Source organism: Polaribacter pectinis, assembly GCF_014352875.1.
Lineage (GTDB): Bacteria > Bacteroidota > Bacteroidia > Flavobacteriales > Flavobacteriaceae > Polaribacter > Polaribacter pectinis.
Genome location: NZ_CP060695.1, coordinates 1,925,348 through 1,946,314 on the forward strand (window position 1 = coordinate 1,925,348; position 20,967 = coordinate 1,946,314).

Genomic DNA, 20,967 nt, shown 5'->3' on the forward strand with positions numbered 1-20,967 from the left:
TTAAATAAATAAAAAATGAAGAAAATAAATAGAATAATTTATATAGTAATTACTACTCTATTACTAACAGGGTGTGAGAAAAATGTATTTGGTGACTTTGAAATACAAGAAACAGATTATAGCACCGAAGTAGGATTAAGTAAAAAAGGGAATGCCTATACTTATAACGCAAAAGCATGGTCTCACAGAACACATAATATTGGAAGCCATTGGTTTTACCATTGGGGAAATGTGCCAAGAGAAGAGCTGCCTGAAAATGTAGAGTATGTACCTATGTTTTGGGGGAAAAAAGTAACAGATGAAGATGTAGAAAGATTAAAACAATTAGCAGCTGAAGGTAAAATAAAATATTTACTTGGGTTTAATGAACCAGATGGTATAACCCAATCAAATGTTACTGTTGATGAGGCAATTGCCGTATGGCATAAACTTGAAGAAGTTGGAGTGCCGTTAATAAGTCCTGCTGTAGTTGGTGATTCATCAGATAATCCTTGGATGATTGAATTTATGGAAAAGGTTGAGCAACAAGGGTTAAGAGTTGATTATATCGGTTTTCACTCTTATCCAGGGCCAAACGTAGGTAGTTTTATGAATAGATTAAGAAAAACTTATGAAGCCTACAAAAGACCTATATGGATAACCGAATTTGCAGTAGCAGATTGGAAGGCTACTAATGATGAAAATAATAAACATTCTGAAGCTCAAGTGTTAGAATTTATGAAAGAGGTATTACCAGCTTTAGACAAAATTGAATGGATTTCACGATACGCTTGGTTTGATGATTCAGATCATAGTAGACCTGCTTTAGCGTCATCAAGGTTATTTGATGATGAGGGTAACCTTACAATGGTTGGACAATTTTATGCGCAACATAACCCAAATGCCCTAATAGGGCCAGGTATGGATACAGAATATATACCACCAGTTGATGATGATGAGTTGATTTTTAATGGTCATTTTGAAGGTGGAACTTGGGAAAATACTCAATGGTCAACTTGGAATACCCCAAATGGATGGGATGGATATCAATCTGATGCTGTGAGTGTAGATGTTACAGACGCTTATACTGGTTTTTTTAGTGCAAGATTACAACACGGTAGTTCAGCTTTACAAACGGTCGTTGAAGTTGAAGCCAATAAGACATATGTATATAAATTACATTCTAAATGGGCTGAAGACAAAGGACATAAACAGAAAATTGTCTTTAAAGATCATATTGCTAATAAAAAAATAGCCAATTCTGATGCGCTATCTTCGACAGCAGATTGGACAGAGTTCACTGGTGAAATTACAATACCATCTGGTGTTTCTAAACTAAGAATTATACTTTGGAATGATAAGCAAACTCATTTTTATTTCGACGATATTTCCCTAAAAGAAAAGATATAAAAATACTATCACTAAGCAACCCATAATATGTTGCTTAGTGATTATAGAATTCTATAATATCTTAAACTAAATTTTAATTATTAAATATCTTATTATGAAAAAAATTACTTTTTTATTTACAATTTTAATTACCTCTGTCTGTTTTTCACAGAATCTTATTACTAACGGTGGATTTGAAGATGGAGCACTATCTGATTGGGGTACACTAAGTTATACTTCAGAGGCTGTAACAAGTCATGAAACAATGACACCTCGTACAGGTTCATATTTCGCAACAAGAGGATTATATAGTGCTGCTTTAATACAGGAATTTGCAGTAACACCTGGCTCAACATATACGGTGGATTTCTATTATGGATATAATTCTGAGGGGACTTATAATAACCCAGGTATGTTTAAAATAAGAAATCGTACTGGTAATACTAATGGGGCTTTTATGGATTTGACACCATTAGTTGCTGACAATGGAGCAAATGCAAGTAATTCTCAAAATTACGGAGCAACTTGGGCTCCTCCTCATTATACATGGAAACAAGGCAGTTTTACATTTGTTGCAGCAGCAGATATGACTTTAGCAAGATTTCAATGGTGGAATGATAGTAATGCAATGGCATATTTAGATGATGTAAGTATTACTGAAAATACACTATCAGTTAAAAATTTTGAAAAATTCAATTTTTCACATTATCCAAACCCTACAACAAATGAGCTAAATGTTTCTTCTTCAAAAAATATTGAAAAAATAGAAATATTTAATCTAATTGGTCAGAAAGTAATAAGTACTTTACCAAACATTAATAAAATTAAAATAAACGTTTCTTGCTTAAATACAGGTGTTTATATTATTAAAGCTACTATAAATGGTGTAACTGATTCTTTTAAGTTTATAAAAGAATAAAAAATAAATCTATCTATTAATTATAAGTAATAGTAGAGAATATATAAATCACAACAGATTTTCAATTCTCTACTATTTTTTTTAAAACAAAAAGAGTATGTTAAAATATTTTAAATTAGTGAAAACCATCGTTTTGATATACAGTATTTTTCTAATCACATATTCTTGTAAAAAAAATAATAGCACTAATACTTCTCTAAAAGTTGTAAAGAATACTCAAAAAAATCAAAACTTAAACAAACTTAAACCAAACATTATTGTAATACTTATTGATGATGCAGGTTATGTAGATTTTGGTTTTATGGGGAGTAAAGATTTAGAAACCCCAGAAATAGATAAACTTGCTAAAAATGGTGTTATTTTTACAGATGCACATGTAAGTTCTACGGTTTGCGCACCTTCAAGAGCAGGTTTAATTACCGGAAAATACCAACAACGCTTTGGTTTTGAGGCTAATGGAACAGGTTATGGAGGCTCTGGAGATATTGGTTTATCAGACGATGTTGTTACAATGGCAGATGTATTCAAACAAAATGGATACAAGTCTATAGCAATTGGTAAATGGCATTTAGGAGGCACAGAGAGTGATCATCCAAATAATAGAGGTTTCGATGAGTTTTATGGCTTTATAGCTGGAGGACGTTCTTATTTTCCTATTGAAAACCCTTCAAAACATCATATGCTACAACAAAACGGAAAACAAGTAAAGTTTAATGGCTACTTAACAGATGTTTTAGGCGATCGTTCAGTGAGTTTTGTTGAAGAAAATAAAGACCAACCATTTTTTATGTACTTGGCTTATAATGCAGTGCATACGCCAATGGAAGCTAAAACCGAAGATTTAGAAAAATATAAAGATCATCCACGTCAAACATTGGCAGCAATGACCTGGTCTTTAGATGAAAACATTGGAAAGCTTCGCAATAAATTAAAAGAATTAGGAATTCTTGATAATACCATAATTTATTTCATTAGTGATAATGGTGGAGCCCACAATAACGATTCAAAAATGGGACCATTAAAAGGTTGGAAAGGTAATAAATTTGAAGGAGGCCATAGAGTGCCTTTTGTAGTTAGTTGGCCAGCAAAAGTTCCTGGAGCACAAACATTTAATGGCTTAACATCTTCCTTAGATATTTTTACAACCTCAATTGATGCTGCAAATATTCAAAAAGATGAAGACCTTGAGTTAGACGGGGTAAGTTTATTACCTTATTTAAAAAACGAAAAACAAGGGAATCCACATGATAAATTATTTTGGAGAAAATTAGATGAAGCAGGTGCACGTATAGGAGATCATAAATTAATTAGATTAGACAATTTTGGCTCTGCCTTGTATAATATTGAAAAAGATTTGGGAGAAACAACTAATATTTTAGAAACTGAAATTGATACTTATAAAACAGTTTTAAACGAATTAGAAACTTGGGAAACGGAATTAATAAAACCACTTTGGCTTGAAGAACCAGAATGGATGGATGTTACCTATAAAATTCATAAACAACTAATACAAAATATTGAAGTAACTCAAAAAGCACCTAATGTAAAACTTAAAGGGCATTAGCATAACAATATAAACTATGAAGAATATATATATAGTATTTTTACTCCTAACATTAAGTTTAAGTGTTAGAGGACAAGAACTTATTGACCCAGATACTCCTGTGGGTCAACAACCTCAAGGTTCTGTGCCAGGTAACTGGGAATTAGAATTTAGTGATGAATTTAATGGCAGCGCTTCTCCAACACCTCACCCTGATAGATGGGTAGTAAGTGTAAGTACAAAAAGTAGAGGATTAGCAAATAGAGATCCAGCCTTATCTGATTGGTGGTGGACAGCCGATAATGTAAGCATTAATGGTGTAGGACAACTTGAATTAGAAGGTGAAAAGTTTGATAGCAATACAATGCACTGTGGAAGTATTGAAAGCAGAAATCTATATGAGCCTACTTATGGATATTTTGAAGCAAGAATACAAATAGCAGAAACTGCAAAGGCTAATCACACAGCATTTTGGTTTCAAGGACATAACCAAGGGAACGTAAATAACTCTGCTGCAGATGGTGTTGAAATAGATGTGTTTGAATCAGCTTGGGTTACTGATAAGGTAAAAACGGTTTTACATTATGATGGTTATGGTTCAGACCATGTATCATATTCTGTTCCATATAATTCACCAGGAATTCACTCAGGGTATCATATTTTTGCATTGCATTGGACACCTGATTTTCTACAAACATACTACGATGGTGTTCCTGTAACTTCTACGAATGCAACTAAAGTGTTTCCAATTGTTGAAAACACTAGTACTTCAAATTTTGGAGATCCCTTAGTGCCACAAGTTCCTGAATGGCTTTGGCTATCGGTGGGAGCTAGCTTTGGAGATGGTGATTTTGCAGGGCAACCTATAGGCACCTTGTCTTCAGCAAAAGTAGATTGGGTACGAGCTTATAAGCTAGCAACGCCTTTAAGTGTTGATAATGTTACCAATGAGGAATTTAAAATATATCCAAACCCAGCAAGCAATATTCTAAATATAAAAACAGATATTCATAATTACAGTGTATTTATTTACGATCAAAATGGAAGGATTTTAAGTAAAACCAAAGAGTCTAAATTGGCAACAATTGATGTTAGTAGTTTCTCAACAGGAGTATATCATGTTAAAATAAACTACGATAACAATATAAAAACACACAAATTACTTATTAAATAAAAAAGCGTGTATGAATTAAATTATTGACTTCCCCAAAATTGATTAATAGCTAGATGAAGCGTTTTAATAATATTATTAAAGCGCTTTGTTGTTTTTAAGACATCTTATTATTCTAAAATAAGTTTTGAAACGCCAATAGATTTTTTATTTAGCTCACTATTTCCTTTAATCATAAAATTCTCTAATACCTCAAAACCACTACCACGAACATTTGGGTTTATAAAATCTGGCTTTGTAAAAACAGCATTTACATCTTTTGGAAGATTACCGATATTGTTATAATACACGTTATTGCTAAATATGGTATTTTGGTCTTCTCCAAAAGAAAAAGTGCTATTGCCTTCAGAGTAAAATATATTATTTTTAAAAGTGGTATTTACTGGCCAAGCCTCACCCCAATTATCCATTTTAACAATAGTATTGTCTAATGATTTTTTAGGTAAAATTATTACGTTATTGTAAATATCAGTATTTTCTACTGGACCTGTTATATGAAATACTGGCGAAAAATCGCCTTCACGTTCAGTTGGATAAGGGCGAATACCATCGTTTACACTAATATTATGTCTAATAATGGTATTTTTTGTGCCCATATTACCAGAAGTTTTATAAGTAAAGCCATTATTACAAACCAGTAAAAATCCACCATAATTATCGTGACTATAATTATACTGAATAATGGTTCCTTCACAGTTATAATCCGAATCATACCCTTGTCCATCCCATTTTGCTCTGTGTCCACTCACTTCATTATACTGTATTACTGTATTGTCTGAACTCCAAGGCCAAATACCAGCTGCTGCTTCTTCGTGCGAAAGCATATCAGGAAAATCTCTAAGTACATTATGTTCTACAATAGCACCATCACAACCAATAGGTACAATACCATCACCTGGAATTTGTTCTAATAAGTTATTGCGAACAATAACACCAATACTAGGATACCATTTTTCTCTATTAATATTTCCCCAAGAATTAATACCATTTCTACCACAGTGATGTAAATAACAATTTTGAATAATTAAATTTACAAAACGTGTTTTTACTTTCTCACCTGAGTTTCTCCATACAATAGCACTTCCGCCTCCATCACTTTTTACTAAACTTCCATTCACATGATGAATTTCAAGACTATCTAATACTATATGATGAACATCTCCAAAATCTTCAGCTTTAATAGTAACACCTCTTCTGTTAGCTACTCTCTCTTTACCGGTATTGGTAATTTCTAAATTATTAACTTCCCAATATTCAACATTGTAGAGCAATAGTGTATGCAATTTTTGTCCTTCACCATGAATTGCTGGTTTTTCCCCTTTGCCATAACGGTTAATAATGATAGGTTTTCCTTCAGCACCACTTCCTTGAGGCTCTAATTGGCCAACATAACTAGTTCCTGATTTAAATAGTATTTTATCTCCAGGTTGAAAAACAACACTATTAACTTTGCTTAATGAAGCCCAAGCTTTTTCTGGTGAATTTCCAGAATTGGAATCGTTACCATTAGTAGCATCTACATAATAGGTTGAAGAACAGCTTGTGGTAATTATTAGCAAAAAAAGTATGAAAAACGGAAACAAATTATTTTTATACATTGTAAAAAGTTACTTAATAGGTTTTAAAATAAAATCGAACTCAATAAATGAGGGGTTAAATAAATAGTGCTCCATTTGTTTTGGTCCACAACTATTGCCACCTAAACCATTTTGAGCTACATCAATATACCAATATACTTCTTTCGTTTTTTCTAAATCGTAAGTGTGTTTTGCTTTGGTTAAATCGTCCAGTGTAAAATGTCTTGCACTTGTTTCAAAAGGTTTTAGAGAACTAACTTGTAGCCCTCTTCCATTTTTATTAATTATTTTAGCCCAACGTACATCTGTTTTATTTCCGTTTTCTTGAGGTACAGGATAATTTACAAATTGTTCGTCAACTAATTTTGAATAAATGCCTAATTGTGCAGCTATATTACGGTCAGGATAATTCTCGTGAGGCCCTCTACCATACCACTCAAATTTATCAAAACCTTTATGTAGTACTAATTCGTACCCTAGTTTTGGTAATACAGGCAATTCTTTTAGTGGATTAAACAAGGTGTTTAAATGAATTTCACCATTTCCGTTTATGGTATATTTTTGTGAAATAGTTGCTAAGTTATTCGTGTTTGAACCAACTAACACACCTTCTACATTAATAATAACATTAGAATCACTTTTATCAATATTAACAGTATTCACTTGAAGGGTTGCGCCTTCAAAACCAGCATCAATCCATTTAACAGCATCTTGATTTGACTTATTTCTCCACATATTTTTATATCCTCCATCATTATCTGTAGGAGCTCTCCAAATATTTAATTGTGGCCCTTTTTCTAGGTATTCAATAGTATCAATTTTATAAGAAGTTATGACTCCCTGCTTTTTATCAAATTGAAGTTGAAAATGTGCTGAACTAATTAAAATATCGTCATTTATCGTTTTATAATCTAGAAGATCATCAGAACTTTTCACGCTTATTTCACCTGAATTCCAAGGTGTTAATTCGAGTTGTTTTTTTGCAATTACAAATCCTTTATTTGCCCAAGAATAGTCTTCAGAAGTTTTTACTGAAATATTCAGCAAATATTCATCATCACTATTTTTAATATAATTCAGTACTTCCTGTGGAGTTTGAACAGTTCCTTTTTCAAGTGGATTTACAGCTAATGATGTAAAAACACCATTTAGTTTTGGAACTCCGTTTTGAAGTAATTTCCATTCAACTTTAAATTTTTTGGTATTGGTAAATGCGTGTTTATTTGTAACTGAAATTAGTTCATTTTTCGTTTTCCAATTAAAATCAATATTCTGGTAACAATCTTTTACTTCGTAGGCTTTAGGCGATAAGCTAAAATCGGAAAATAAAACACCATTTAAGCAAAAGTTTAAATCGTTAGGAGTATCTCCAAAATCACCACCATAAGCATAATATTCTTCGCCTTTTTCGTTTTTAGCTAATATACCCTGGTCTGCCCAATCCCAAATACAACCTCCAGAAATGCCTTCGTATTGCTCATAAACCTCTACATATTCTTTTAAATTACCCATTGCATTACCCATAGCGTGAGCAACTTCATTTACAATAAAAGGACGGTCAAGATTTAATGCATCTATCATAATTAAATCTTTTACAGATTGATATCTACCAAAATTTTGTTTTTTCCCACCTTTTATAACACCACCACCCCAAATATCACCAACTATAGGTTCATCTGAAAAATGATAATGTGTAGGGCGACTTGAATCAATAGCTTTAGATGCTTTTTCCATAGCTACCATATTTACGCCATTTCCAGCTTCATTTCCAAATGACCACATAATTATTGAAGCGTGATTTTTATTTTGAGCCACCATAGCTTCCATACGTTCAACGTGTGCTTTTTCCCAAGTTGGGTCTTTCGCTAAAGATTCTTTACCATAACGCATACCGTGTGATTCAACATTGGCTTCGTCAATTACATAAATACCATACGCATCACATAATTTGTAAAAATAAGGGTCGGTAGGATAATGTGAATTACGAACCGTATTAATGTTTAATTGTTTTAACAATTTAACCTCCTTAACCATTTGTTGTTTTGTAATAAAATGACCTGTTATTGGATTGTGTTCGTGACGATTTACCCCTTTTACAATTAATGGTTGGTTATTGATTAAGATTTGCCTTCCTTTAATATCTATTTGACGAAAGCCTAATTTTGAAGAAACGATATCAATAACTTTGTTTCTTTTATTTAGTAACGATAATTTTAACGTATATAAGTTAGGTGTTTCATTAGACCACTGTAACGGATTTTCAATTTGTATTGAAATGGTATTATTTTGAAGATTTTGATTGTTTTTTGAAAGTTTTTTTAAGGTAGTTTTATGTGTTTTAACTAACTGATTGTTTGCGTTAAACAACTCTACTTTAACTATTCCTTTTTTAAAACATTTAGCGCTTGTATTTTTTAATGCTACGTTTATATCAAGTTGAGCATCTTTAAAATTCTCGTCAAAAGTTGTGGTTGCCAAATAATCTTCTAAAACAACTTTTGGTCTGGCAACTAAATAAACACTTCTGTAAATTCCGCTCAATCGCCAAAAATCTTGATCTTCCAAATAACTACCATCACTCCATCTAAAAACCTGAACGGCTACTTTATTTACTCCTTCTTTTAAATAGTTACTAATATTAAATGAAGCTGTAGTTCTACTATCTTGTGAATATCCAACTTTCTTCCCATTTACCCAGACGTAAAAAGCGGATTCCACCCCATCAAAACGAAGAAAAATATTTTTCTTTTTCCAGTTGTTTGAAATGGTAAATTCAGTTACATAGCTTCCTACATTATTGCCGTTTTCACCAGCTATAAAAGGTGGATTTTTATCAAAAGGATAGGTGATATTTGTATAATGCGGATTGCCATAGCCTTCCATCTGCCAATTTGATGGAACTTTAATGAATTGCCAATCACTTAAATCTGCATCTTCTTTATAAAAATTTTCTGGTTTATCTTTTACGTTTTCAACCCAATTAAATTTCCAATTTCCGTTTAAAGATTGATAGTATTCTGAATCTTCAATAGTACCTTTTAATGCTTTTTTTGACGATGCATAGGAAACTAGTTGTGACGTAGGTTTTTCAGTATTCACACGTGTAATATGCTGATTTTCCCAATCGTTTTGGTTGGATTGACTATATCCTAACATCATACATGAAAAAGTCAATACTATGATGGTTTGTTTTATATTTATATTCATTTTTTATTTGATATTTTTCTTCAAAAATTTATGTTAAAATCGCTCAGTATTTTTGGATTCCCTTGGCATTATTTTCTATAACAAAAGCATTTTATTGTGTTGATATGTTAATTTCGACTTACCTCATTAGAAATAATTCTATTTATTTCAGCTTTAAACTTCTTTACTAATTTTTTATTTTTATCTGCAATGTTATTGCGTTCTTCAATATCTTTAGAAAGATCGAATAATTGAGGGTTTAAAGAAGTTCCTGATTCTATGTTTTTTTCTTCAATCCAAGGTGCTTTTTTCTTTGTAGGATGAATGTATTTATAGTTATTATGTCTTAACGAAAGGGTAACAGACTCTTCTAACAAGTACTTACGACCCTTACATGACTCCCCAGAAAAAGTATTCCACATGGCATAACTATCTGGAGCTTCATTATCCAAAAGCGTATGACCTATAAGTTGTGCAAAAGAAGCATACAAGTCTGTATGTGTAATTAACGCATCGCTTTCTTTTGGTTTAATTGTCCCTGGCCAGTGTACAATTGTAGGTACACGAGTTCCTGCTTCGTAGGCACTATATTTATTACCTCTATATGGTCCGCCTGGTTTATGCTGTCCTAATAATTCTACCGATTGGTCTGTATAACCATCATCTAAAACAGGTCCATTATCACTCGAAAACACTATGATTGTATTCTCTTTTAATCCTCTTTTTTCGAGATGTTTAGTTAGTTCTCCAGTGATATAATCCATTTGAACGATGGCATCACCTCGAACTCCCATTTTTGTAGATCCAATAAATCTATTATCAGGTAGTCGAGGGACATGAATATCATGAAATGCAAAATATAAGAAGAATGGTTGTTCTTTGTTTTTATCAATAAATAAACGTGCTTGATTAAGCATCTGATATGGAACTGTTTCGTCTTTAAAACGTGCCGAATTTCCTCCAGACATATATCCAATTCTACTAACTCCATTGATAATGGTTTTTCCATGGAAATCATCAGAATCGTATCTCAATAATTCAGGATTTTCTATTCCTGTAGGATCATTACCAATCTTTTTCTTGTAACTAATTTGTATTGGGTCTTCTTTATCTAGGTTTAATACATGATGGTTCTCTAGTAATACAGAAGGGACTCTATCTCCTGTTGAAGGAATTAAATAGCTATAGTCGAAACCAATTTCTAAAGGACCAGGTGCAACCTTACCATTCCAATCTACATTTCCATTACCTAAACCTAAATGCCATTTTCCAATAACAGCTGTTTTGTAACCATTTTTTTGAAGCATTTTAGGAAGTGTTTCTCTTTTGGTGCTAATTAATAAAGGGGCATCTCCAGGTAAAACAGCAGCATTTTTACGAAATGCATATCTTCCTGTTAGTAAAGAATAACGTGATGGCGTACAAGTTGATGCAGAACAGTGTGCATCTGTAAACTTAATGCCTTCTTGCGCTAATTTATCAACATTAGGAGTTGTTACTTCGGTGGCACCATAAGAACTAAGATCGCCATATCCTAAATCGTCAACATATATTATAACAATATTTGGTCTTGTTTCTTGGCTAAATGTGTAGGTTGTGAACAATATTAATGTTGCAAAAATCACTTTAATTTTTTTCATTATATCTTTTTTAAATAATTTAAGTTTTCTTATTTCAATTCAATAGCACCAATATCTGGTACTCCGTTAATTTTATTACCTAAAATATCTTCATCGACTTTTAGACCAATTAGTAAGCCTTTCTTATCGTTAGGTATTTTAGGGATAGTTATGCCTTTGTTTTTAATCAATTCAATATTAGTAGGTATATAATCACTAATTTGAGAACCTCCTCTATTTTTAAATTGGGCATCGCCATAGAATGGATTGGCATCTTGAATAGCAATATTTATTGGCCAAGTGTCTTCTTTTAAGAATAAATTATTTTTAAACACAATGTTTTTAGCTTGCACTTTTCCTGCACCTTCTGGCCTATACTGATCGCCTTTAACTGATTTTGATTTTCCTGTAATATGAAAAATATTATTGGCAATCAAAATACCTCGAGCAGATTTACCTACTGCAATTTTAGTCACAATAGTATCTGAAACATACATGGTATTGTTGTAAAAATATGAGTTAAATGGCCCTTTTTGTTTTTTATTATTCCCAACGTAACCACTTAACCAAAAGAGTTTGCCTTCTTGAAAGGCTCCATTTTCTCCTTTAATTCTATAACCATCGTTAATACTTACATTGTATCTGTAACTACAGTTGTAGTTGTTTCCTAAAATTTCACAAAAACCACCTGCATTATTTCTACTTAAATTATACTGAACAATAATATTGCTACAATTAAAATCTATATGAAGTCCAGCAGAATCTCCAGGGCCATTTGCGTTTTCGAACTTATTTTTTTCAATTAATATATTGTCGCAACCCCAAGTCCATAAGCCGCTACCGCGACCCCATTTTCTTGAATCATCATTTGAACCAGATTTGTTTACGGTATTATTATACACATGTCCACTGGAAACATTACTCATTTGTATTCCAGGGCCACCAGTTTTAAACACTTCATTACCAAATAAAGTGATGTTTTGTATAGACCCTTTTTTATTCCCAGTATATTTAATTCCTGTATGACTAACATTACTAATTGAAGAATTGCTTACGGTCACATTTTTAATAAAAGCATTAGGAGTTCTATTAAAAAATCGAATACCATAACCATAACTTTGCGTACCGTTAGCACTTCTTACTTCGGCTTCTGAACGTGTAAATCCTTTATTTTCGAAATAAATATTAGAGATATCAACATTATTAATAGTAATGTTTTCAGAAACTACAGGTTTTGTAGTTTTAACTAAAATACCACATCGCATTGATTTTTTATTGGAAATGATATGGTCATTATTGCTGCCATCTGCAATGATTTTTATGCTTTCAACACATATATTAGAGCAATTTTCTAACAATATTCCATTTAAAAACCCTTTTGAATTTATAGTTGTAAACTGAGTAAAATTACAATCTGATGCGTATGATTTTATTACAATAGGTTGATTTTTAGACCCTTTTTTATTTTTTAAAATTAAACTACCTTTAATTTCGTAACCCGAAGCTAAAGCAATAATGTCTCCTGGTTGTAGATGAAGGTTTTCTATATTTTTAAAAGATTTCCAAGGTTCTTTTATATTTGTGCCAATGCTTTGGTCATTTCCATCTTTAGGGTGGATATAATATGTTTTAGCATACGAAAACCCCATAACCAATAAAAAAATCAAGATAAGTAGGCTTTTATTCATATTATTTTCAATAATTATTTGTTATCCCAATTATCGGTTCTAAAAGAAGATGCAGGTAAACCTTCTACATTGTATAGTGTTCCTTCTACACAGTTTTTAAAAGCATAGCGTACAGCAATGGGTTCTTGCACTTTATCTGACCAAACTGTTAAGGATTTTTTGTGTTTAGTTATTTTAACATCAGCTTCATAAAACACTTTATCATTTCCTGCTATTTCAAAACCATGCAATTTTTTACCAAAACTTGAAAATCCATTATTTGCATAATCAAAGTTTAAAATTGCTTTAGAATCTTCTACTTTCATTTCTTTATAAACAGGCCCACTATAAGTTATTCCTCCAATATTATAGGTTTTAGATAAAGCCCAATAAGCTAATCTATCTCCGACAGGTTTTTTGTTGGAAGGATGGATATTATCACATTCACCTATATCCATAGTTACTGCCATTCCAGAATTTTTTAGAGACTGCATGGTTTTTAACTGGGCTTCTCTTAAATATGCTGTATTTATACCATTGTATTCAAATGGCGCAATTTGAACATAATAAAATGGAAAATCTTGTTTCCAGCTCGTTCTTCAAGAGCTCACCATTTTGGTTACAAGTTCTTGATATTCATTTGCTCGTAATTTGTTAGATTCTCCTTGATACCAAATAACGCCTTTCATGTTATAGCCAATAAAAGGATGTAACATGGCATTGTATAAAAGTGTTGGAACTTGTTGCTTCATCTTTTTTGGTATTTCTTTTGGAATTACCACAGATTCAAATTGAGATAAAGTTTCCTTATCTGTCCATGCCTCTGCTGTTGAACTTCCCCAGGATGCATGTATTAACCCAACAGGAACTCCTAAAATAGCTTGTATTTTTTTTCCATAATAATATGCAGTTGCACTAAAATTGCTTGCCGTTTCAGGTGATGTTTCTTGCCATGTACCACTAACATCATCCAATGGAATTAAGCTTGCATCCTTTTTTACATGAAAGAATCTAAGTTGACTGTTTTTTGAATTTAAAATGGTTTCTAAACTCCCAATAATAGGTTCGTTAACTTTCCCTTTTAAGGGCATTTCCATATTAGATTGTCCTGAACAAATCCAAACTTCACCTATTAGTACATTTTTTAACGTAACGTTTTGACTTCCTTTTATTTTTAGAGTATATGGACCACCTGCTTTGGGAGTTTGAAGTTTAACTTGCCATTTACCATTTGCATCAGTTTCTGTTGAAGATTTCTCTCCCCAACTGCCCATGATTTTAATTTTTGTATTTGGTTTGTCTTCACCCCAGATTGCAACTTTTTCATTTTGTTGAAGAACCATATTATTCCCAAAAAATGAAGGTAATTTTGTTTGTGAAAATAAAAGTGTCCCGTAAAGGAAAAACACTAATAAAAGCCCTTGTTTTTTTAACATCTTTAATAATTTAAGTAGAACATTATTTTTTTGATTCTAACATTTGATTATATTGTCTTGAAATTTTTCCAAAACCAGGCTCAATGCCTTGAGCCATTTGGTCTAATACTTCTGGTTGTTCTTTTTCTAACCATTTTATAATATCGCCAGCATTTGGAGGGGGACAATTAACCCAATTAATTGGGTCTAGTCCAAAATCATGATTTTTAGAATTCCAGTCGTTATAATGGCCACGCATTTTATTGGCTACATCCTTAAATTCTGGATTATCGATTAGATTATTAACCTCAAAAGGGTCATTAATGATATCGAATAATTCTTCAGGTTCTTTTGAAGCTGCAAAAAACTTAGATTGTAATGTATCCAATTCGCCATTTTCTTTTAATCCTCTCATAATATGCACAGCAGGTCTGTGAAATTCTAAATAGGCTTGATGCGCATCATGAGATTGGTCTACAATGTTATTTTTAATATATCTGTATTCATGCGTAGTAATTGCTCTTGATTGTTCTAACACTTCATCCCATAAATCTCTTGCAGAATAAATATATTCGCGAGGGTTTTCATCTTCCTTAATAATGGAACGAGCAGTCATATAATCAGGTAGTTCAACACCAGCCGCGTCTAATATGGTAGCCGCAACATCAACAGAAGCGACTAAACGTGTGTCTTTTTTTCCGCCAGAAAGTTTAGCTGGCCAGTTTACAATTAGAGGTAAGTGTAATCCTGGTTCGTATAAATAGCCCTTTCCTCTTACATTACATCTGCCATTATCGCCAATAAAAATAATGATAGTATTGTCTTTCATCCCTTTGGCTTCTAAATCGGCTAATAATAAACCAACTTCAGCATCCATATATTCAATTTGATCTAAATATTTAGCCCAATCTTCACGAATAACTGGATTGTCTGCATAGTGTGGAGGTAATGCAACATCGTCCGGGTTTACTTTATGGGTTGATTTCTCTCTGATACTATTCCACCAATCGCCTCTATGTGTCACATGCATGGTTACCTGTTGAAAGAAAGGTTGGTCTTCTGGTAAAGCTTCATGTTTTTTATCAAATAATCCAAATTGGGTTTCTCCATCCCATTTACCTAACATGTCATGCTTAAAATTAACATCAATTTTTTGTCCGTTTTGTCTAACTAAATTACTTCCAATAATGGTAGTGTAACCAGCATCTCTTAAATAGGATGTAATTGGTTTATAAGGTTTTGCTAATGGAATTTTTCTGTTTGACCTATGGTGCTGTGCATTAATAATATTTTGATGCACTCCTGTAATCATATTAGATCTACTTGGTGAACAAATAGAATTATTTCCATAAGCATTCATATATTGAATACCCGTTTTAGCTAATTTATTTAGGACAGGCGTTTTAACAGCAATCATGCCATAGCTTTCAATATCTGTACTTATATCTTCTGATAGAATAAATAGAATATTAGGCTTAATGTCTTCTTTTTTCTGATTGGCACAAGATGCTAATACCAATGAAGAAAATAATATTAATAGAAAATTTAAATTATTAGATTTTGTCATTCTATAATAGTTTTACTTTTTAATAAATTTTATAGTTTGTTGAGAATTTCTTGTTGTTATGTTAAGAAAATATAACCCTCCTCTTATACTATATAAATTGAATGTATGTTTACTTTGTTCTAAATTTTTATATTCCTTTTTATAAATAACACTTCCTGTTAAAGAAATAATTTGAACAGTAGCTTTATTTAAATGTGCATGTGTATTTATAGAAATAGCATTCTCTACTATATTGCTTCCAGCAACAGAAAACAACTTGTTTTTTATATTGAATTCTAAATCTAATCCAAGAGTTTCATGTAGCTCATGTGCACCAATAGTAGGTGCAATACCACTAGGAACTGTATTTCCAAAAAAATCTAATCCTCCATTATTTGGTATAATTACACCAGCGGCTTTTGCAGGACTATTTGTTTCTAGTTTGTAGTCATCAGGTGAATTATCAAGTCCTGGATTAACAAATAAAGGATCTGATGTTAAAGCATTTGCCTCTTCTGTAGGAACTGTAATATTTCCATAATACAAATTATGGCTATATGTATTGTTAGTACTTTGTCTGTGCCTGAAAATTGAAAGTTGAGGGTCTGTACTTACAAACAAGTTGTTTTTAAAATGGGTTTGATCAGGCCAACCATTCCAATTGGTTAAGTGAACAAATTCTTCGGCAACCGTAGAAGGTTTGGTATTGTAATAGATGGTATTGTTGTAGATTTGAGTGTTAAGTGTAGGTCCACCAATATGAAAAGAGGGTGCAAAATTTGTTCCAGACCCCCAAGTTCTATACCCATCGTTTATACTTATATTATATCTTATGATACTGTTTTTGTTTTGGCTTTCATTATTATTCAATCCGTTAGATACCACTAAACAAAATCCGCCAGCATTATCATGACTGTAATTGTATTGAATGATGGTGTTTTCACACCTCCAGTCAGAATCAAACCCTTGTGCATCCCAACTAGCTATATGACCACTTACTTCATTATACTGAATCGTACAATTTATTGAATTAAAAGGCCAAATTCCAGCTGCGGCATTTTCAGAAACATCAGGTAAGTTATTTGTAAAGTCTCTGCAAATATTGTATTCGCATAGACTATCTTCTGTTCCGTGCATAACAATACCATCACCAGGTACGCGTTCAATAAGGTTTTGTGCTACATAAACTCTTAAACTTCCATATTGAGTTGACCAATAATCTGTAGATCCATTTATTCCGTTTCTTTCACAGTCATAAATGTGATTTCCTATTATTTGCAAATCTACCAATCTACTTAAAATTGCACCCTGGTTACGAAATCTAATTCCTCCACTTGTTCCGTTAGATTTTACTGGATCTCCAGCAACATCATGTACGTCATTATTCTTTACAATGATTTCAGGAATATCACCTTCGTTATCAGCTATTATAGCAATTCCATATCTGTATCCTGCTACGGTTCCGCAATTGTTAGAAACATCAAACCCATCAAAAACCGTATAGCTAGCATTATTTATTTCTACCGCATATAATACACAAGTTGGGGCTATTTTGGGTTTATTTCCAGTTCCATAAGACGTATAAGTAATTGGATTAGAAGCAGCTCCTTTTCTAGTGATAATAAGTTGCTCTGTCCACGTTTCACCAGATTTAAACAACACTTGATCTCCAGGCATAAAAAGAAAGTTGTTGACTTTTGAAACCGTTTGCCACGCATTACTTTCTGATAAGCCATCGTTAGTATCCAATCCATTTGTTGCATCTATATAATAGGTGCTAACTGGAGTTGCAGGAGAAATTGTTAATTCTATTTGATCTGAAATTGAGGGATTACTAACATAACTAACTTTTAAAGTAATAGTACCTTCCGAAACAGCAGTAATTAATCCGCTTTGGTCTATAGTTGCACTTCCTGTACCATCAACTATTTCCCATAACTCGGTACTTGCGGTTAATGGAATTTTAACTGCTTCGGCTTGGTATGAAAATCCAACTTGCATTGCGTTGAGATTATCAGTATTTATTAAGCGAATTTGATCTGGTGAACTTCCAGTTTCAGTAATCTCAAAATCATCAGCGTATATGGCTCCTGCAGGTGCATTCCATTTAAAAAGACTAAAAGATACTGTACTTGTATTAGCATCTCCATCAGTTGTAAAAGAATACGAATATTGAGCATAGGCTGTGCTTGTATTGACAGTTACATTGTTTAAGTATTTTACAGAAGTAGCATTATTTACAACTTGAATGGTTGCAGTTTGATTGTTAAATTCTGATCTAGCCCAAAATTTAATTTGGTAAGTGGTATTTCCTTTTAAATATATAGCTTGTTGTAAGCTGCCATTACCGTTTTTAATTTTTCCTGCATTAGTGCCAGAATGTACTTCAGAAGCAACACTTGTTAAAGTGTTATTCCAATCGTTCCAAGCTGTCATTCCCTGTTCAAAGTCATGATTAATAATGTAATCGTCTGTTCCAGCTAAAATAGAAGTTACAGAACTTTCACTAACTACAATAAAACTTTGTGTAGTTATTGAAATAAAAAACAAACAGCATATTGAGAGTAGTTTTTTCATATTTAATTTTTAATAAACTTGAGGGTTTGTTGAGCATTTAAAGTTGTTAGATTAAGAAAATACATGCCTGAACTTACATTTTTCAATTCAAATGTATGATTACTTTGCTCAAGGTTATTAAGTTCTTTTATATATACTAGTTTTCCTGTTAAAGAAAAAATTTGAATAGTTACTTTGTTTAAATGTGCATGCGTTTTTATAGAAATAGTGTTATCTACAACATTGCTACCAACTACAGAAAACAAATTGTGTTTTGAAGCAGTTTCAGATTCTACGCCTAGAGGTGTTCCTATAGTTAGCTCAATTTCATCAAAAATTGAAGGGTTATGTAATGAACTTACTTTTAATGTAATTGTTCCATCATTTACAGTTGTTATTAAACCTTTATAATCTATAGTAGCAGACCCAGTACCATCAATTATTTCCCACGATTTTGTACCTAACCAAGCTGTAAGCGGGATTTCTACAGCTCTAGCTTGATAGGTTTGACCAGATTCCATAGCCAATAAACTTTCGACTTTAAGACGAAGTTGATCTGCAGAGCCACCAACTTCGATGATTTCAAAATCATCGACATAAAGATTGCTGTTTCCAGCAATGTCTTTCCATACACTTAAACTTATTTGATTTTTCTCACTTCCAGTTGTAAATGTATTATCGTATTCTTTAAAGGTTCCAGTTGTAGTAATTACATCATCTAGAAATTTAGTGCTAGTTACTTCATCTTGTAGTATGATTTTAGCAGTTTCTCCAGAAGAATTATCAGATTTATACCAAAACTTGAGTTGATAGGCAGTATTTGCCTTTAGCTCCATTATTTGTTTTAAACTTCCTGTTTTATTTGATTTTATCAAACCAGCATAAGTACCCGATTTCACTTTTGTACTTGTTATACTATTATTCCAGTTGTTCCAACCAGTAATATTTCCTAATTCGAAATTATGATTGACTAAATAGTCACTTGGACTTGGACTAGCATAATTTGGCGGATTAGTTATTCCTTGAAAAACGGGGTTAATAAGTTGCGATGTCCAGGCTTCTCTTATATATGCTAATTCATCAACAATTTCTGGTTTAGCATTATAAATATCTGTGGTTTCTCCAATATCATTATCTAAATCATAGAGCTCATGAATACCAGTATGAAAGTATGATACCAGTTTATAACCATCTTTAGTTACAGCATATCGTTGTTGATCAAATTTCCGTAAATAAATTTCAGAATGAGGTTCTTGAGTATTAACATTTGTTAAATAAGGTATTAAATTCACGCCGTCAAGTGGTTTGGCAGGATTCTGTGTAGCACCAGCTAAAGCAATTGCTGTAGCGTATATATCTAAAGCAGAAACCTGTTTATTATAGATACCTGGAGTTATAGTGCCATTATATCGAATAGCAAAAGGAACACGATAACCACCTTCATAAGCTGCACTTTTACCTCCTCTTAAAGGTGAATTGTTAGCATATTGTGTTTTACCACCATTATCTGAAAGAAAAAACACAATTGTATTAGAGTCTATACCTGAAGTTACTAATTGATCTAAAATTAAACCAACACCATCGTCAACAGCACTTACCATAGCTGCATAAGTTTTTCTGTCTCCAGATAAAGTTGGGAATCTATCTAAATATTCTTGAGTAGCCTGTAAAGGGCCATGTGGCGCATTGTATGAAAGAAACAGGAAAAATGGATCTGGATTTACAGCGTGGTTTTGAATAAAACTTACGGCTTCATCAGAAAACGCTTCGGTTAAATATTTTTGACCAACTGGGTTAACAGAATTGTGATCTCTCATAATCCATGTTCTATAACTGTCATTTTCGTTATGTACCGAATAGCTATCTTGTATGGTTAATTCATTTGCAAAATACCTATGTCCACCACCTAAATGACCAAAAAATTCATCAAATCCTCTATTTAAAGGATGGTTGTCAGGATGCGCACCTAAATGCCATTTCCCAATGACTCCAGTATTGTATGCTTCTGGTAGAGTTTCTGCAATAGTGCTTTCGCTTAAAGGGAGTCCAGGGGCTATTTGGTTTGGTTCATATTTGGGATTACGCTCGAAACCAAAACGTTGCGGATAACGACCTGTCATAAATCCAGCTCTACTTGGACCACAAACCGAATAGGTTACATATGCGTTTGTACATTTTATGCCTTCATTCGCAATGCGATCTATGTTTGGTGTTGGTATTTCTGTTGAGCCATTAAAACTTACATCTGCATACCCTAAGTCATCAACCATAATTACTATAATGTTTGGTTGGGAAGGAGGATTAGTTACGGTATTTGTATTCCTGCTAGCTGGTTTATTATTGAACCCAAAGAGAGAAGAACAGGTGACTAGAAGTCCTATTAATAATATTTTTTTCATC

General features: G+C 32.5%; 13 protein-coding genes. 4 read left to right on the top strand and 9 right to left on the bottom strand.

Annotated features, from left to right (window positions below):
- The first annotated feature begins 15 nt into the window (after window positions 1-15).
- The 4 genes from H9W90_RS08780 to H9W90_RS08795 all read left to right on the top strand — a co-directional run bounded on the left by H9W90_RS08780 (window position 16) and on the right by H9W90_RS08795 (window position 5,004).
- Window positions 16-1,389 carry a glycosyl hydrolase gene (locus H9W90_RS08780; protein WP_187481249.1) on the top strand — a complete coding sequence of 458 codons (1,374 nt, stop codon included), beginning with the start codon at window positions 16-18 and terminating at the stop codon, window positions 1,387-1,389.
- Between the two features lie 94 nt (window positions 1,390-1,483).
- A complete protein-coding gene (locus H9W90_RS08785; RefSeq protein ID WP_187481250.1) occupies window positions 1,484-2,287 on the top strand; it encodes a T9SS type A sorting domain-containing protein in 804 nt (267 codons plus the stop codon).
- 97 nt (window positions 2,288-2,384) lie between these two features.
- Window positions 2,385-3,851 (top strand): sulfatase-like hydrolase/transferase, encoded by a 1,467-nt coding sequence (locus H9W90_RS08790; RefSeq protein WP_187481251.1) that lies wholly within the window; start codon window positions 2,385-2,387, stop codon window positions 3,849-3,851.
- A gap of 16 nt (window positions 3,852-3,867) precedes the next feature.
- Window positions 3,868-5,004, top strand: a complete 1,137-nt coding sequence (locus tag H9W90_RS08795) for a T9SS type A sorting domain-containing protein (protein WP_187481252.1) — start codon at window positions 3,868-3,870, stop codon at window positions 5,002-5,004.
- A 107-nt stretch (window positions 5,005-5,111) separates the two neighbouring features.
- On the opposite strand, the gene H9W90_RS08800 is transcribed toward H9W90_RS08795, so the two are convergent.
- The 9 genes from H9W90_RS08800 to H9W90_RS08835 all read right to left on the bottom strand — a co-directional run bounded on the left by H9W90_RS08800 (window position 5,112) and on the right by H9W90_RS08835 (window position 20,966).
- On the bottom strand, window positions 5,112-6,560 hold the full coding sequence (locus H9W90_RS08800) for a right-handed parallel beta-helix repeat-containing protein (protein ID WP_187481253.1): 1,449 nt from the start codon (window positions 6,558-6,560) through the stop codon (window positions 5,112-5,114).
- A gap of 48 nt (window positions 6,561-6,608) precedes the next feature.
- Window positions 6,609-9,785 (bottom strand): beta-galactosidase, LacZ type, encoded by a 3,177-nt coding sequence (gene lacZ, locus H9W90_RS08805; RefSeq protein WP_187481254.1) that lies wholly within the window; start codon window positions 9,783-9,785, stop codon window positions 6,609-6,611.
- A 107-nt stretch (window positions 9,786-9,892) separates the two neighbouring features.
- Window positions 9,893-11,404 carry a sulfatase family protein gene (locus H9W90_RS08810; RefSeq protein WP_187481255.1) on the bottom strand — a complete coding sequence of 504 codons (1,512 nt, stop codon included), beginning with the start codon at window positions 11,402-11,404 and terminating at the stop codon, window positions 9,893-9,895.
- Window positions 11,405-11,433: 29 nt separating this feature from the next.
- Window positions 11,434-13,071 (bottom strand): right-handed parallel beta-helix repeat-containing protein, encoded by a 1,638-nt coding sequence (locus H9W90_RS08815; protein ID WP_187481256.1) that lies wholly within the window; start codon window positions 13,069-13,071, stop codon window positions 11,434-11,436.
- A 14-nt stretch (window positions 13,072-13,085) separates the two neighbouring features.
- Window positions 13,086-13,544 (bottom strand): hypothetical protein, encoded by a 459-nt coding sequence (locus H9W90_RS15415; RefSeq protein WP_254712462.1) that lies wholly within the window; start codon window positions 13,542-13,544, stop codon window positions 13,086-13,088.
- A 105-nt stretch (window positions 13,545-13,649) separates the two neighbouring features.
- Window positions 13,650-14,486, bottom strand: a complete 837-nt coding sequence (locus H9W90_RS15420) for a sialate O-acetylesterase (protein ID WP_254712463.1) — start codon at window positions 14,484-14,486, stop codon at window positions 13,650-13,652.
- Between the two features lie 22 nt (window positions 14,487-14,508).
- On the bottom strand, window positions 14,509-16,032 hold the full coding sequence (locus H9W90_RS08825; protein WP_187481257.1) for a sulfatase family protein: 1,524 nt from the start codon (window positions 16,030-16,032) through the stop codon (window positions 14,509-14,511).
- 12 nt (window positions 16,033-16,044) lie between these two features.
- Window positions 16,045-18,588, bottom strand: coding sequence for a carbohydrate binding domain-containing protein (locus tag H9W90_RS08830; protein WP_187481258.1), 2,544 nt, complete (start codon window positions 18,586-18,588; stop codon window positions 16,045-16,047).
- 2 nt (window positions 18,589-18,590) lie between these two features.
- Window positions 18,591-20,966 (bottom strand): sulfatase-like hydrolase/transferase, encoded by a 2,376-nt coding sequence (locus H9W90_RS08835; RefSeq protein ID WP_187481259.1) that lies wholly within the window; start codon window positions 20,964-20,966, stop codon window positions 18,591-18,593.
- Window position 20,967: the final 1 nt, after the last annotated feature.

Excerpts from the sequence above, each read along its gene's own strand:
- H9W90_RS08795 (WP_187481252.1), top strand. The coding sequence starts at position 3,868 with ATGAAGAATATATATATAGTATTTTTACTCCTAACATTAAGTTTAAGT.
- H9W90_RS08810 (WP_187481255.1), bottom strand. The coding sequence starts at position 11,404 with ATGAAAAAAATTAAAGTGATTTTTGCAACATTAATATTGTTCACAACC.
- H9W90_RS08835 (WP_187481259.1), bottom strand. The coding sequence starts at position 20,966 with ATGAAAAAAATATTATTAATAGGACTTCTAGTCACCTGTTCTTCTCTC.
- H9W90_RS08825 (WP_187481257.1), bottom strand. The coding sequence starts at position 16,032 with ATGACAAAATCTAATAATTTAAATTTTCTATTAATATTATTTTCTTCA.
- H9W90_RS08780 (WP_187481249.1), top strand. The coding sequence starts at position 16 with ATGAAGAAAATAAATAGAATAATTTATATAGTAATTACTACTCTATTA.
- H9W90_RS15415 (WP_254712462.1), bottom strand. The coding sequence starts at position 13,544 with ATGCAGTCTCTAAAAAATTCTGGAATGGCAGTAACTATGGATATAGGT.
- H9W90_RS15420 (WP_254712463.1), bottom strand. The coding sequence starts at position 14,486 with ATGTTAAAAAAACAAGGGCTTTTATTAGTGTTTTTCCTTTACGGGACA.
- H9W90_RS08790 (WP_187481251.1), top strand. The coding sequence starts at position 2,385 with ATGTTAAAATATTTTAAATTAGTGAAAACCATCGTTTTGATATACAGT.
- H9W90_RS08815 (WP_187481256.1), bottom strand. The coding sequence starts at position 13,071 with ATGAATAAAAGCCTACTTATCTTGATTTTTTTATTGGTTATGGGGTTT.
- H9W90_RS08785 (WP_187481250.1), top strand. The coding sequence starts at position 1,484 with ATGAAAAAAATTACTTTTTTATTTACAATTTTAATTACCTCTGTCTGT.
- lacZ (WP_187481254.1), bottom strand. The coding sequence starts at position 9,785 with ATGAATATAAATATAAAACAAACCATCATAGTATTGACTTTTTCATGT.
- H9W90_RS08830 (WP_187481258.1), bottom strand. The coding sequence starts at position 18,588 with ATGAAAAAACTACTCTCAATATGCTGTTTGTTTTTTATTTCAATAACT.